Source organism: Tolypothrix campylonemoides VB511288_2, from assembly GCF_045999855.1.
Classification (GTDB): Bacteria; Cyanobacteriota; Cyanobacteriia; order Cyanobacteriales; family Nostocaceae; genus Scytonema; species Scytonema bouteillei_A.
Genome location: NZ_JBFPMW010000005.1, coordinates 554,521 through 567,787, shown reverse-complemented (window position 1 = coordinate 567,787; position 13,267 = coordinate 554,521). Strand labels below are relative to the sequence as shown.

15 protein-coding genes are annotated in these 13,267 nt (G+C 39.5%); 3 read left to right on the top strand and 12 right to left on the bottom strand.

The features are described 5' to 3' along the window. Positions 1-80 precede the first annotated feature (80 nt). Positions 81-335, top strand: a complete 255-nt coding sequence (locus AB0756_RS18885; protein ID WP_038113142.1) for a hypothetical protein — start codon at positions 81-83, stop codon at positions 333-335. A 61-nt stretch (positions 336-396) separates the two neighbouring features. Here the strand turns inward: AB0756_RS18885 and AB0756_RS18880 are convergent, their stop codons facing one another. Then, positions 397-780: a hypothetical protein gene (locus AB0756_RS18880; RefSeq protein WP_038113143.1), complete on the bottom strand. Its 384-nt coding sequence runs from the start codon at positions 778-780 to the stop codon at positions 397-399. A 265-nt stretch (positions 781-1,045) separates the two neighbouring features. Between AB0756_RS18880 and AB0756_RS18875 the strand changes: the two genes are divergently transcribed. Further along, positions 1,046-1,348 (top strand): small RNA NsiR4-regulated ssr1528 family protein, encoded by a 303-nt coding sequence (locus AB0756_RS18875; protein WP_050045910.1) that lies wholly within the window; start codon positions 1,046-1,048, stop codon positions 1,346-1,348. Between the two features lie 367 nt (positions 1,349-1,715). On the opposite strand, the gene AB0756_RS18870 is transcribed toward AB0756_RS18875, so the two are convergent. Beyond that, positions 1,716-2,330, bottom strand: coding sequence for a Maf family protein (locus AB0756_RS18870; protein ID WP_038088602.1), 615 nt, complete (start codon positions 2,328-2,330; stop codon positions 1,716-1,718). Positions 2,331-2,407: 77 nt separating this feature from the next. Continuing rightward, on the bottom strand, positions 2,408-2,953 hold the full coding sequence (psbP, locus tag AB0756_RS18865; RefSeq protein ID WP_050045911.1) for a photosystem II reaction center PsbP: 546 nt from the start codon (positions 2,951-2,953) through the stop codon (positions 2,408-2,410). 200 nt (positions 2,954-3,153) lie between these two features. Here psbP and AB0756_RS18860 point away from each other — a divergent pair, with 200 nt between their 5' ends. Continuing rightward, complete coding sequence (locus AB0756_RS18860) at positions 3,154-3,972, top strand: SDR family NAD(P)-dependent oxidoreductase (protein ID WP_038079112.1); 819 nt, start codon at positions 3,154-3,156, stop codon at positions 3,970-3,972. Between the two features lie 56 nt (positions 3,973-4,028). Here AB0756_RS18860 and AB0756_RS18855 read toward each other — a convergent pair whose 3' ends face one another. The 9 genes from AB0756_RS18855 to AB0756_RS18815 all read right to left on the bottom strand — a co-directional run bounded on the left by AB0756_RS18855 (position 4,029) and on the right by AB0756_RS18815 (position 13,204). Further along, the gene (locus tag AB0756_RS18855) at positions 4,029-4,781 is read right to left on the bottom strand and encodes a hypothetical protein (protein ID WP_050045912.1); all 753 of its coding nucleotides are present in this window, start codon (positions 4,779-4,781) and stop codon (positions 4,029-4,031) included. A 324-nt stretch (positions 4,782-5,105) separates the two neighbouring features. Further along, complete coding sequence (locus AB0756_RS18850; RefSeq protein WP_038079110.1) at positions 5,106-5,294, bottom strand: CPXCG motif-containing cysteine-rich protein; 189 nt, start codon at positions 5,292-5,294, stop codon at positions 5,106-5,108. Beyond that, positions 5,294-6,937 (bottom strand): B12-binding domain-containing radical SAM protein, encoded by a 1,644-nt coding sequence (locus AB0756_RS18845; protein WP_038079107.1) that lies wholly within the window; start codon positions 6,935-6,937, stop codon positions 5,294-5,296. The genes AB0756_RS18850 and AB0756_RS18845 overlap by 1 nt, the downstream gene beginning before the upstream one ends. A 22-nt stretch (positions 6,938-6,959) precedes the next feature. Continuing rightward, on the bottom strand, positions 6,960-7,214 hold the full coding sequence (locus AB0756_RS18840) for a SemiSWEET transporter (protein WP_038079104.1): 255 nt from the start codon (positions 7,212-7,214) through the stop codon (positions 6,960-6,962). Between the two features lie 25 nt (positions 7,215-7,239). Then, a complete protein-coding gene (locus AB0756_RS18835; RefSeq protein WP_038079102.1) occupies positions 7,240-9,063 on the bottom strand; it encodes a hypothetical protein in 1,824 nt (607 codons plus the stop codon). 201 nt (positions 9,064-9,264) lie between these two features. Next, a complete protein-coding gene (gene aroC, locus AB0756_RS18830; protein WP_167844702.1) occupies positions 9,265-10,353 on the bottom strand; it encodes a chorismate synthase in 1,089 nt (362 codons plus the stop codon). Positions 10,354-10,672: 319 nt separating this feature from the next. Continuing rightward, positions 10,673-11,077, bottom strand: coding sequence for a type II toxin-antitoxin system VapC family toxin (locus AB0756_RS18825; RefSeq protein ID WP_038079100.1), 405 nt, complete (start codon positions 11,075-11,077; stop codon positions 10,673-10,675). 2 nt (positions 11,078-11,079) lie between these two features. Further along, positions 11,080-11,295 carry a hypothetical protein gene (locus AB0756_RS18820; RefSeq protein WP_038079098.1) on the bottom strand — a complete coding sequence of 72 codons (216 nt, stop codon included), beginning with the start codon at positions 11,293-11,295 and terminating at the stop codon, positions 11,080-11,082. A 517-nt stretch (positions 11,296-11,812) separates the two neighbouring features. Then, positions 11,813-13,204 carry a UDP-glucose dehydrogenase family protein gene (locus AB0756_RS18815; protein WP_038079097.1) on the bottom strand — a complete coding sequence of 464 codons (1,392 nt, stop codon included), beginning with the start codon at positions 13,202-13,204 and terminating at the stop codon, positions 11,813-11,815. Between the last annotated feature and the right edge of the window lie 63 nt (positions 13,205-13,267).

The window sequence follows — 13,267 nt, the reverse complement described above, 5'->3', positions numbered from 1 at the left end:
GGTCTGATGGCTGATGGAAAATTAACTATTAGCTAATAGCTATTAGCCATTAGCCATTAGCTATTAGCCATTCACAATTAATAATGAAAAACCGAATCTTAATTTGTACGTTTTTAGCGCTACTCTCAGGGTTTTTTGGTGGTTATGTAGGGGGACAAATCACCCTGAGTCTTCACAACCAGAAGTGCCAAAATCAACCTTGGGGGTGGAAACAAGTGTGTGGTGCTTGGACAACTCCAACCGCAATATGGCAAGGAAGCACGACCGGACTGTGGGTGGGAACTATCTTGGGTGCTTTTGTTGGTGGTGTAGTCACCAAGCAAAATAGAGAGTAGTTAGTGGTTAGCGGTTCTACCAACGACTAACCACTAACAATCAACAACTAATCATTAACCATCACTCAGTAGGTGTAGCAGGTGTTTGTGGATAACTCAAAGTTTTCCAAGAGTTTGTGCTAGTATCAAAACAACGCCAAGCTCCTATAGAACTATCCCGGTAGCAGAAAAGGGAGCGATCGCCAGCGTTAAAGTTATCGGTCAAAAAGTATACAATCCCTCTGAAAGGATAGATTTTGCGACTCAGCCGCTTGGCTACTGCTTGGTTGGGACATTCTACGACAAATACTGGTTGTCCGTGCAAATGGGCTAAGGAGAAAATACACATCCGCAGGATCGCTCGCAGCCAACTTTCTGAGTTATCAAAATAATCATCAATGATTTTGTTGGTTAGAGCTTTTTCTAAAGCACGGTCTTTTTTATAAGGAGTGTGAGGGTCTGACATAGCGCAACCTATAGCTTTACCGTTGGTTTGAGATTAAACCAAAAGCTCTAAAAGTGACAAGCGTATAGCAATCGTTTGAGCAAAAATCAGAAAATTTACTTAATATAAGACAAAAGAATAACCTCAGTAGAGGGCAATTTTCCTTGAAATTGCATAAAATGTATATAATAAAAGGCTACACAAGGTAAAAAGACCGTAGTATTTAGTATCTTAGTGCCTGCAAAGCTTGGTAAAATTTACTGAGTAACTGTGCTTCGATTTTGTCATGACAACTGAAATTAATCAAAACGATCCAACAACCAAGGGTGCTGATGCAATTGATGAAGCGATCGCACGAGGAATTGATTTCGATGGTTCTCCCATTCCCCCGGCTAAGTTAGATCTCTATCAGAAAGTCATGGGGCTAGAAGCAAACAGACAGCGCAGTGGGGTCTCAAATACAATGCGATCGCGCATTGTCAGAATTGGAGCAAAACACATTCCCCAAGCCGAACTCAATCAAATGTTAGAAGACGCGGGTTTTGCACCTTTGAAAGAGAAAGAAATTGCTTTTTATTACAGTAAATAGCTAATGGCTAATGGCTAATGGCTAATGGCTAATGGCTAATGGCTAATGGCTAATGGCTAAGTAGTCTGGTATGACAAAAATTAACCATTAGTACTGCTGGGCAATGCCTACCAAAGATTTTAGTGGGTATTACGCCACTCCTTTGGGCGCGAGGAAACTAGCGCCCGAGGTTTGCTCCCCTGCATATATTTCACAAATCAAATAGGATTGCCATAGCTAATAATTGAACAATATAACCATTAGCCCTTCGGGTATCTCCTTACGGAGACGCTTCGCGTTGCGAAGCTATGCCCGAAGGGCTGTACGCCAGTTCCCTACGGCGGGAAACCCGCCTACTTTCTCTGGTCTCACCATTAGCCATTAGCTATTAGCTATTAGCCATTTCACAATTTTGCCAAAAATCCGTAATTTTATACCCCAGTTCCTCTATCATTTGCCGCAGGAGAGGTAAACTTAATCCGATAACATTGCTGTGACAACCTTCAATTTTTTCTACAAACAAACTACCATAACCTTCAAGTGCAAATGCACCAGCACATTTGAGAGGTTCTCCTGTAGCAACATAAGCATCAATGGTACTGGAGTCGAGTTGTGCAAAGTAAACTCTTGTAACCTGATACCTTAACAAACTAACATTTTGAGAAACATCGATTAACGCATGACCCGTGTAGAGGTCACCAAAACTTCCTTGCATTTTTTGCCAGCGTTGGCGTGCTTCTTCTGGATCTGCAGGTTTGCCATGAATTTCACCCCCCATATAGAGAACAGAATCACAACCCATAATGAGAGCGTATTGAAACTGGGGAACTACAGTTGCTGCTTTGTTTTTCGCCAAAGTTTGCACGAGCTGTGCGGGATCGCTTAATTGAACTTGAGATTCATCGAAATTACTGGGACGAACTATGGCTTCAATTCCAATTGTCTGAAGAAGACGACGACGTGCAGGAGATGCAGAAGCTAATACAAAAGGTGGGATGTTCATAAAAAATTGTTGGTTGTTAGTGGTTAGTTGTTAGTTGTTATCTAACCACTGTACGGGCGCAAGGCAATGCGCCCCTACTAATATACAGAAAAAGAATTTACAGCTTCTTCTATAAGTCTTTGAACTCTAGACCAACGTTTTTCGGTAACGGAAGCATTGAAGGTAAAAAGTTTACCACGGCTAACTGCAACATTGGCAAGATTGTGACGTTGTTGATTTCCGGGCAATTTAACTAAATACTCCAATTTATAGTAGGTTATGCCTTTATATTCTCGTTCTTGAGCATTAACTAGTTCGGCTTCACGACCAGATCCTTCAGGCGCAAGAGCATTTTTCCCTAATTTGTAACCTACTTCTCCTGGTGTTCCCAGTTCTTTGAGAGTTTTACCATCTGGAACAGGGCTAATAACCACAGAAACATTTTCACTTGGTTCAATAATGTCATGAAAAACCACGTCGGGTCCGTTGGCGACTTTAACTTGCACCCAGCCGTTAGGATATGAAAACTCATAGCCATCAGTGGTATTAACATAACTTCTGAGACCAGCTGCGATCGCTACATCAGAATGACTTAGAGTGAAACTAAACACCAATAGCAAAATGAACGCAATTCGTTTCCACATGAATAATATTCCTTTAGGCTGGTTGCCAGAATAGGCAAGTATAATTTCTCTTACTTATTGTCGCATTAAGGGTGACATCCAGGTTCAAAGAGATAAAGGGAAGAGAGAAGTGATGGAAAATATCTTACGTGAGTTGGAAGGTTTCTAAAATTTTGTTGTTCACACTAATAGACAGTAAATAGAGTTTATTAGCAGAGAATATGGCTCCCACAGTACTTATCACAGGTAGTTCTCAAGGGATAGGAAAAGCGACTGCACTTCTGTTTGCTCGTAAGGGGTACGATCTTGTATTGACTGCACGTCGTATTGAGCTTTTAGAAAGTGTGGCGCAAGAAATACAGGCTCTCGGTCATCAAACACCACTCGTAGTTTCTTGTGATGTGACAGATCCCTTACAAGTCAATACATTAGTTGAAAAAGCTTTAGATCGTTTTGGGTGTATTGATGTATTGATAAATAATGCAGGGAGATTTGCTGAAGGACCAGTAGAAGCTTTTTCCCTGAGCGATTGGCATGATATCATAGACCTCAATTTGTGGGGATATATTCATACAATTAACGCTCTTTTGCCTCATTTTCTCCAACGCAAAAAAGGAACTATCGTGAATCTCAGTTCTATTGGTGGTAAAGCAGCAACGCCATACGTAGTTCCATACTGTACTAGCAAGTTTGCCGTTACTGGTTTGACAGAATCATTACATGCAGAATTAAAACCTAAGGGTATTCACGTTTGTGGTATTTACCCAAATTTAATTAAAAGTAGCCTGATGGAGAGAACTGTTTTTCGCGGTAACGACGAGCAGGATGCTCAAAGTCGTCGGGAACAACTAGAAAATATCTTAAAATTTCCTGGAGTTGAGAAGCCTGAGGATGTAGCAAATGCTATTTGGGATGCTGTCCACAACCATAAATCTGAGGTATTGGTAGGTTCGGCAAATATTTCGCAAGGGTTCAATAAATTATTTCCCAGTTTCTTACAATGGGCTTCCCGACAAGCTTTGAAGAATAAGGATAATTAGTTGTTAGTTGTTAGTTGTTGGTCGTTAGCTAATATCTACTAACCACTAACCGCTAACTAATTCCAATTAATCACTTTTTCTTTGACTATTGTTCTACCGTCTTCAATAACTCTGAAAACATTTCTATTTAGGATGTAATGGACATTTCCATTAATTGCAAGATATTGAGTGTTTTCTCCAGATTGAGAATTGTCTTTTTGTAGCGGAAGTGCGATCGCGCTGTTCCCATTCTTAGCAATACTGATATAACTGTCGGGAACTTCTTTACCACATATATAAACAAGAAAACCTGTTGTTTCTGCTTCTACTAAAGTATTCTGACCGGGAGGACAGTTTTTTGTGAGAGCTTGACCGTCACCCTTAAATGCACTTTTGACTCTTTCTTTAAGAATAAGACGACCCTGTTTGACGGCTATAAGTTCATAAGGAGTTATGACGTGTGCTAACTCTTCTTTAATAGCAACATAAGTTTCTCCATTGACTTGAGTAACGGGTATAGTTGTTTTACCTCCGTCACTTTTGGAAATCCGAACGTAGTATCCAAGAGAACCTGCTTTCTCTCCCCGACAAATGTATACCCGATATTTAGCTGTTTCAAAACTGCGTTTTGGTAGAAGTTTTGAAGACGGACAAACTTGTTCTTGGAGTGATAAAGTGGGGATGTTAGTTAAGTTATTTGTCAGTTTTTTTGGCTCTATTATCTTTTCTTGCGCTCTCGCATCAAGTATTGGCAACAATAACGATGCGATCGTCACTAATGCTAAGTTAAATGTCCCTACATATTTCAATTGACTGTCGAATAACTTCATGTTTTTAAAACAGAAACAGTAAAATACGCAACAATTTTGTGAAGAAGGTATTAAATTTCAGTGTTTTAACGGGTATAAGGCTTTAATTATTATCAAGTAAAAAAAATCCAGAACAGTATCACGTCCTAAATTTTTATATTCTCTTTAAAAAAAATTCTTTACAAGTAATTTTCGTGTTAAGAGAATCTACTTAGCTTGACTCTCTTTCTCTTTTAGTGTTGGAACCTTTTTAATTGTCGTGAATAGGATGGATAATGCTCGCCAGTCACTCCATGTGGGATCGGATACTCATCCTTCACTCTTTATCTATGGTTTTTACAAACGTTACTCTTCGTACTCCGTATCGATTTCAACATCAAGCGTATCTTCATCTATCCGCACGTATAAAATATTGGGATGACAGCAAACTTGACAATCCTCTACGTAAGATTGCTGACCACCCGCACTGAGATCCACAAAAGTTGTGTTCGGTTCGCCACAGAAGGCGCAATAATATTCCGCTGTTGTTTGCATTAACTCAAGGGCTGTAGTTCTTTCTGAGATGATGGGAAATAGCTGGTTGCATCTGCTAGATGTTTCAATAGTGTAGTCTGAGGCAACGGTCCTTGCAAGTGATGCCAAGGAAGTATTTGCTCTGTTGACCAGTTAGCATAAACGTAAAAATCTAGGTCGGGAATTTTTCCTCTAAGTTGTTTAAAAGCACGTTTGTAGCTACCTAAGGAATCTCCAAAAGAACGCGTGAGTTCCAGCATCTCGGAAAGTCGGCGATCGCCTCTCGACAATAAAGTTTGGATAATCGACCAGTTGTAGCTTTCCGGTCGAAAATCTATCCCTTGAGGTTTAAATTGCTTTTGCAAAAACTGCAGTCGTTTTTCTGCTTGAGGATTGACTCCAAACCATTGGAAGGGAGTGTGTGATTTCGGTACAAATGTACTGCATCCTAGTGTGAGCCGCAGACCAGGAGCAGCTTTTTTGAGTTCGCGCATCATTGCGACTGTTGCATCCAAATCTTCTGGTTCTTCACCGGGAATTCCTACCATTCCATAAAGTTTTAAACCTGATAACCCTCCCGCTTTCGCATTGATTGCAGCTGTCACAATTTCGTCATTTTGCAACTTCTTATTTACAATACGTCGCACTTTTTCAGAACCACTTTCTACAGCGATTGTCAGCGATTTTGTGTCTCGTTTTGCTAAAGTTTGTGCTAGCTGTACTGTCACTGTATTGGTTCGTACTGAGGCAATACTGAGACGCACGTCATCGTACTTTGGCTGACTGATGTAATTGAGCAAAGCCTCAAACTCTGGATGTTGGGTCACTGAAGCCCCAAGCAATCCCAGGCGGTTAGTCACTGATAACCCTTTTTCAATCGCTGGAATTAACGAGCTTTCCAGACTAGCAGTTCTAAAAGGGAGTGTGAGATAACTAGCCAAACAGAAACGACACATTTCGGGACAACTTCTTACCACTTCTACCATGTAGATGTTTTCCCAAGCTGCTTTTTCTGTCACGACAGTGGATGCTGAGAGGATATTTCCCCTGTAAGTTTGCTTGTGTACTATACTGGGAATTTCTGCAGACGTAGGTTTAATTGATTTAATGGTTCCATTTGATGGATGATACTCCACTTCATATAAGCTGGGGACATAAACACCGGGAACTTGTGCTAGAGCTTTGAGCTTGCTTTGTCTGTCTGCGTTTCTAACTTCTTTATACGCTTCTATAAAACTCCCTAATAAATTTTCGCCCTCTCCTAGCAAGATGACATCAAAGAAATCCGCAAAAGGTTCGGGGTTGGCTGTAAGCACGGGACCACCGCCAAAAACAATGGGGTCGCGATCGCCTCTCAAATTTGCTCTAATGGGAATCGCTAAAGATTCAAGCAAGTTCAACACGTTGACGTAATCCAACTCCCAAGACATGGAAAAACCTACTAATTCAGGATTTCTAGGAAGTTGTTCGCGAGTATCAGTGAATAAACGACTCACCTGTACATCCGAACGCACAGCCAGAGTAGCCCATACTACTTGATATCCAAGGCTTGTAATGCCCACACTATATTCGTTTGGAAAGGCAAATATAGTAGGAACAGCCCCAGTAGAGGAAGTAGCTCTTTCAAATAAAAGGCGTTCCGCAGAAAATACAGAAGATGTCACAGGTATTTCGTTAATAACAGGTTTATCTATATTTAATTTTAAGCCATAGAATTATCAGGTTAAAAACTAAGCTGACGCTGTTAGCAAGAATAATTGGCAAGGATTTGAGAGCAATGCCATAGAGCAACCATAAGAATATGCCCGTGTTGAAAGAAATCAGCATAATGTAGGAAACATCTTTTGCTGATTTTGTTTGCCATGTTTTCAACACTTGTGGAAAAAAGGAAAATGTTGTAATTGTGGCAGCAAGCAAGCCTAACACCATCACAAAATCCATAGATCGCACCCTTTTGACAACCCTTTTATTTTATACCCTTGTCTTTCACACCCTTCAGATACAATTTAGCCCAAGCATAACGCTCTATATCTTTTGTCAGTAAGTATTCAACCGTATTTTTTCGGCTATTATCACTTGTCATTGTTTTTAAAATATGCTTAATTTCTCCATCAATTTCTTCAGATTTAGCTCCAAGCATCATAGCTTTTTGAAAGCAGAAGTCTCCTTGCAAATAATTACCCTTATCGTAAAAAATAATTCCTAATAAAATATGAGCGTGATAATTTTCAGAATTACATTTTATTGCTTTTGTAGTAAATATCTCTGCGTTAATTAAATCAAATGTATCTTTGAAAGCAGCACCTTTAGCAAGTAAAATACTCGATTTCAGATGGTTGTCTGAAATTTTTTCTAACTCTATCTTGGTAAGTAAATTTAACGCTCTTTGTGGATCGCCTGCTTTACACCAGTAATTGCTAGCAGTTGAAAGGTGTGATATTTTCTGAGTGCGATCGAATTCTTTTTCATGAAAATTTGCCTCCAAAGTATAATATGCAGTAGCTATCTTTACAGAGTTGGATAAAAGGTCTCTTTCTACAAGATGCGCTACCGATACTGAATCCAGACGCTCTTTTGATTCAAGTTTCAACAATATTTTATAAAATATTTCAAAACTTAATTGATTTGTTGAATCTAAAATACCAAATTTTTTTTTCAACTCTATAAAGTGATGTTGCTGAGCAAAAGTAATAATATCATGGCGATTATTCTTAATCAACCACTCAATTTCTGAAGAACTTAAAGCCCATCCTAGTAGAATTCTTGATTTGAGATTGCGAACATAATTTTCATTAGCTATGGCAATTGTTTCATACAGATGTCGCTCTTTGAGAAACTCTATATCTTCTTCTTGTAAAGCATTATCTATGTCAATTAATTTTAAAACTTTGTACAAGTAACTAGAGGTTGATAATTCATCAATCTGCTCTGCTTTATACTTAATTTTTAGAATAGCAAACTCTCGTTTTTTTTCCAATTCATCAGCTATAGCTATCGTTTCAGTCAAACCGTGCTTCTCCAACCAATTCACTTCCGAGTAAATTAGTTCCTCATTGGTATCTAGTTTTTGTAAAATAAGATACAATCGACTTGCTGTAGAACTATCTGTATATTTATTGGCTTTGTACTTTTCCTTAAGCTGTGCAAAGATAGCCTCTCTTTCGGTTTCTTGTTGCTTAAAAATTGCTATAGTTTCAGCCAATCCATGATTAATCAACCATTCAATTTCAAAATCTTCTAGCCGTGTTTTTGTGTCTAGTTTTTTAAGAATTGTGTGTAATGGATTATAGGGCGATAAGTCATGATATTTGGTTGCGTGATATTTCTCTTTTAACGCCAGAAACTGCTGCTGTAGTTCCATTTCCTCAATCATTATAACTGTAGCAAAAAGCTGATTTGACTTTAACCATTCAATCTCGTCGTGGTTCAGTTGGTTTTCTGCGTTTAGTTTCCACAGAATTGCAAATAGAGGGTTTGAAATATCATTCTTAAAACTATTCCAATAATTGGGAATTTTGTACTGAGACTTGAGGCTATAAAACTCATTTTCAAGTTTTATAATTTCTTCTGCTTTTCGCTGTTCCTCTTTTAAAATATGCTCTACAGTTTCAAAAAGTTTGTGCTCTTTTAACCAATCCAACTCAATTTGAGTGAGTTTAATTCCTAAATCAAGTTTTTGCAAAATAAGATACAGTAAGCTCGAAGGCGCTGAATCTTGATATGCAGTTGCTTGATATTTAGATTTCAGATGCATAAAGTGTTTGACGCGAGCCTGAAATTTTTCGTCCATGTGAAGGTCTAGTACAATATACTTTATAAATTTTGTTATTAATGTTACTATAGCAGCACTGAGTTTAAAAGGATAGAACCTGTATTCCACCTATGCAAAAACCCCGACGTCTTTGAGAAGTCGGGGATATAAGCGATACAGAGTTTTTTATAGGCCGTTTGAGAACATTTGTACTGTTAATTTATGAAACATAAAATTTCTCTACAAAACTTTGCACTGACCGTAATGCTGCAATAAGCGATCGCACAGTACAATTGCCACCATTGCTTCTACCATCGGTACAGCACGAGGTAACACGCAAGGGTCGTGGCGTCCTTTACCTGCTAAAACGGTCTCTTCTCCTTCATTGGTAACTGTTTTTTGTTCTTTTCTAATAGTTGCTGTTGGCTTAAAAGCAACACGCAAAATAATATTCTCACCGTTGGAAATCCCACCCTGAATTCCCCCAGAATGGTTTGTGGTGGTACGAATTTCACCGCTCTCATCAATATAAAATTCGTCGTTATGCTCAAACCCTGTTAACAAAGTTCCTGCAAAACCAGAACCAATTTCAAATCCTTTACTAGCAGGAAGGGACATGACACCTTTAGCAAGCTCGGCTTCCAACTTATCAAACACCGGATCGCCCAAACCTTTGGGTACATTTCGGGCTACACATTCCACGACTCCACCAATGGAATCTCCTTGTCTCCCCGTTTGTTCGATCAGTTCAATCATCCGTTCTGCACATTCAGCATCAGGACAACGAACGATATTGCTCTCAACTTGTTCTAAAGTAACAGTGTTTGGATCGATCGCCGCTTCTAAATCTTTGATGCGCTTGACGTAACCTATGACTTCCACGTTAGCAACTTGGCGAAGAATTTTTTTCGCGATCGCACCTGCAGCGACTCGCCCAATAGTCTCTCGTGCTGAGGATCTACCTCCACCTTGCCAATTGCGAATGCCGTATTTTGCATCGTAAGTTGCATCGGCGTGAGACGGGCGATACTTAACAGACATCTCATCGTAATCTTGAGAACGGGTATCTTTGTTACGCACCAAAATTCCTATTGGTGTTCCCAGAGTTTTCCCTTCAAACACTCCAGATAAAATCTCACAAGAGTCTGCTTCCTTGCGAGGAGTGGTAATCTTACTTTGTCCGGGACGACGCCTGTCCAGTTCTACTTGAATTTCCTCTGTAGAAATTTCCAGTCGTGGAGGACAACCGTCTATAACGACTCCCACACCGCCTCCGTGGGATTCACCAAAAGTAGTAACGCGAAACAAATGCCCAAAAGTATTGCCCATGATGTTGATAATGTACCATCAAGCCTATGGTTTTTACTTACACGTATTCTCTCACTACCAAGAAAGAAATACCACGATCGTCACTTATCCATTTCTTTGACTTTTTTTGCAAATTGTTGCAATTTTAGATTTTAGCTGTCTCTTTCCCAATCGCCAATCATAGATACAGCACGAGGCAAAACACAAAGATTGTGGCGTCCTTATGTCACGCTTACATATAATAGTTAATTTGTCAAGATAAGCAAGCGCGAGAAAATCCTACAACCAAAAACGAAAATATTTCTTTTCTAGTCCCCAATCGCCAATCCCTAATCCCTATTTAAGAAGAACGCCAATTCTCCATTTGCAAATTAGGTACTCTTTGAAATTCTCTCTCGTTAGATGTTACAAGAATATGATGATGAGTTAGTGCTGTTGCTGCAATTAGTAAATCATATGCACCGATAGGAGTACCTGCTGTTTTCAGGATACTTCTAATCTGAGCAGCTTGTTCGGCTTCTGACGCAGCAAAAGATAATGTCGTAATTGAACTTAAGAAAGTTTCGAGCGCCGATTGAATTTTAAGAGCCTTTTGGGGATTAATCGCTAATCCATATTTCACTTCCATTAGTGTTAAGGATGAAATAAAAATATCAACAGGAGAAGTAGATTTTAATCGCTTAAGTGTATTTTCTTCTCCCTTAATAAAATCACTAATTACACAAGTATCTAGTAAATAACCCATCCTTAAAATTCGACTTCTTTAGGCGATAGCAGTTCGTCTCGGTAGGACTCAAAAACTATATTCTCTGTCACACCTTGATACTGCATAATAATTTCCGACCAATGAGTTGGTTTTGTTTCTAAGAAAGTTACAAAAACTCGGCTTTCACTAATGCCTTGTGGTGTTTCAGCAAGTTCGATTTTGCCGTTCTTGTAAATTCCTTCTATAGTTTGCAGCATTATTCTTTTCCTCCTAGCTACATTATAGTTGCTTGACAGCGATTGATTCACCTGTAACACTGAACACTTCTAAAACACATCCTTCTTCATTATTAGCAGGATGAGGAACAAAATCAATTTATGTACTAGGATAAAATAAAGGAAAAAAATTTTGTTGTCGTTATGAGTAACAGGTCTCAACTGCTCGAAGCAATTATAACCCTTCCGGAGGAGCTAGTTGACCAGGCATTATCATTTTTAAGCACGATCGCGATTGTGCTGGAAAAATCAAGGCAATGACTGATTTTTTGAATGAAGACGGTTAATTTTTGGAGAATCGTCTGTTGCGAGTCATGAAGCAAAATACGAAGGGATCGGACTTAGTTTTGTTATGCAGGAATACGGCAGAGGTTGATGTTTACCCTCTGCCGTTCTGCGGTAAAACTAAAGCTAGAATATCAGTTTGTTAGTCATTTCAAACTTGCTTGTAGCTAGATTTTGGCTCTCATCCAAAATCCCAAATCCACGCATCCAAAATCTACCGACCAACACCAATATACTGGAAACCAGCCCGAATCATTGTCTCTGGGTCAAGATAATTACGACCATCAACCATGACTGGATGACTCATAAGTTGAGCCATTTTGGCATAATCTAAGTTTTTGAATTGTTCCCATTCAGTGACAAGTACCAATGCATCACAACCATCAGCAAGTCTTTCAGCATCGGTTTCTACCAATACGCCGCTCAAACCATGACGCATACCTGTTTGGGAAACAATTGGGTCATAAGCTTTCACTTTTGCGCCCAAGCGGTTCAACTGCTCGATAATATTGAGAGCGGGCGCATCGCGCATATCGTCTGTATCGGGCTTAAAGGTTAAACCTAACAATCCAATAGATTTACCTTTAAGAATTTTCAAAGCTTGCTGTAGTTTTTCAATGGCAATTAATCGCTGGCGCTCGTTAACGCTTACAGCTGCTTTCATTAACTGAGCTTCATAACCGTAGTCATCAGCAGTATGAATTAATGCTGCAACATCTTTAGGGAAACAAGAACCACCCCAACCGATACCAGCGTTCAAGAACTTGTTACCGATACGGGAGTCTAAACCGATACCTTTTGCAACTTGAGTCACGTCAGCACCAACGCGATCGCAAATGTTAGCAACTTCGTTAATAAAACTAATCTTAGTTGCCAAGAAAGCGTTAGCAGCATATTTAATCATTTCTGCCGAACTCAAATCTGTTGTCAATACAGGTACTGGAGGTAAAGACGGATCTTCGGCAAATTTGCGCTCAACAATGGGAGTATAGAGTTGTTGCATCAAAGCGAGAGCTCTGGGGCTGTTACCTCCCACAACAATACGGTCTGGGTTGAAGGTATCATATACTGCTGAACCTTCCCGCAGAAACTCTGGGTTACTGACTACATCAAACTCTGCTGTAATTTCAGGCAATTTTTCTAATTCCGAACCACCACCTGCAGTCACAAGTGTTTTTTGACGTTCGGCAATACCATCTAAAACAATCATTCTTACCCAGTCTCCAGAACCGATAGGTACTGTAGACTTGTTAACAATAACTTTATAACCACCGTTTAAGTGAGCGCCAATACCGCGAGCAACTGCTTCAACGTAACGAGTATCGCTTTCACCAGTTGGTAGAGGCGGTGTTCCGACTGCAATAAACAAAATTTCTCCGTGAGCAACGCCTGCAGCCAAATCTGTAGTAAATTGAATCTTTTCTGCGTTAATTGCAGATTGCATAATTTCTGAGAGTCCCGGCTCAAATATCGGTGATTGCCCGGACTTCATAATTTTAACTTTCTCTTCGTTATTGTCTACACAAATAACATCATGACCAATGTGAGCTAAGCACGCACCTGTAACCAAACCAACGTAACCAGTACCTATAACACAAACACGCATTTCGTTTTATTCCTCGTTTTATGGGGTGATTGAAGAAACTTTTCAGTGGGAGCAAAAACTATA

Excerpts from the sequence above, each read along its gene's own strand:
- psbP (WP_050045911.1), bottom strand. The coding sequence starts at position 2,953 with ATGTGGAAACGAATTGCGTTCATTTTGCTATTGGTGTTTAGTTTCACT.
- AB0756_RS18820 (WP_038079098.1), bottom strand. The coding sequence starts at position 11,295 with ATGCTGCAAACTATAGAAGGAATTTACAAGAACGGCAAAATCGAACTT.
- aroC (WP_167844702.1), bottom strand. The coding sequence starts at position 10,353 with ATGGGCAATACTTTTGGGCATTTGTTTCGCGTTACTACTTTTGGTGAA.
- AB0756_RS18835 (WP_038079102.1), bottom strand. The coding sequence starts at position 9,063 with ATGGACGAAAAATTTCAGGCTCGCGTCAAACACTTTATGCATCTGAAA.
- AB0756_RS18855 (WP_050045912.1), bottom strand. The coding sequence starts at position 4,781 with ATGAAGTTATTCGACAGTCAATTGAAATATGTAGGGACATTTAACTTA.
- AB0756_RS18880 (WP_038113143.1), bottom strand. The coding sequence starts at position 780 with ATGTCAGACCCTCACACTCCTTATAAAAAAGACCGTGCTTTAGAAAAA.
- AB0756_RS18850 (WP_038079110.1), bottom strand. The coding sequence starts at position 5,294 with ATGCAAACAACAGCGGAATATTATTGCGCCTTCTGTGGCGAACCGAAC.
- AB0756_RS18840 (WP_038079104.1), bottom strand. The coding sequence starts at position 7,214 with ATGGATTTTGTGATGGTGTTAGGCTTGCTTGCTGCCACAATTACAACA.
- AB0756_RS18870 (WP_038088602.1), bottom strand. The coding sequence starts at position 2,330 with ATGAACATCCCACCTTTTGTATTAGCTTCTGCATCTCCTGCACGTCGT.
- AB0756_RS18815 (WP_038079097.1), bottom strand. The coding sequence starts at position 13,204 with ATGCGTGTTTGTGTTATAGGTACTGGTTACGTTGGTTTGGTTACAGGT.
- AB0756_RS18875 (WP_050045910.1), top strand. The coding sequence starts at position 1,046 with ATGACAACTGAAATTAATCAAAACGATCCAACAACCAAGGGTGCTGAT.
- AB0756_RS18825 (WP_038079100.1), bottom strand. The coding sequence starts at position 11,077 with ATGGGTTATTTACTAGATACTTGTGTAATTAGTGATTTTATTAAGGGA.
- AB0756_RS18860 (WP_038079112.1), top strand. The coding sequence starts at position 3,154 with ATGGCTCCCACAGTACTTATCACAGGTAGTTCTCAAGGGATAGGAAAA.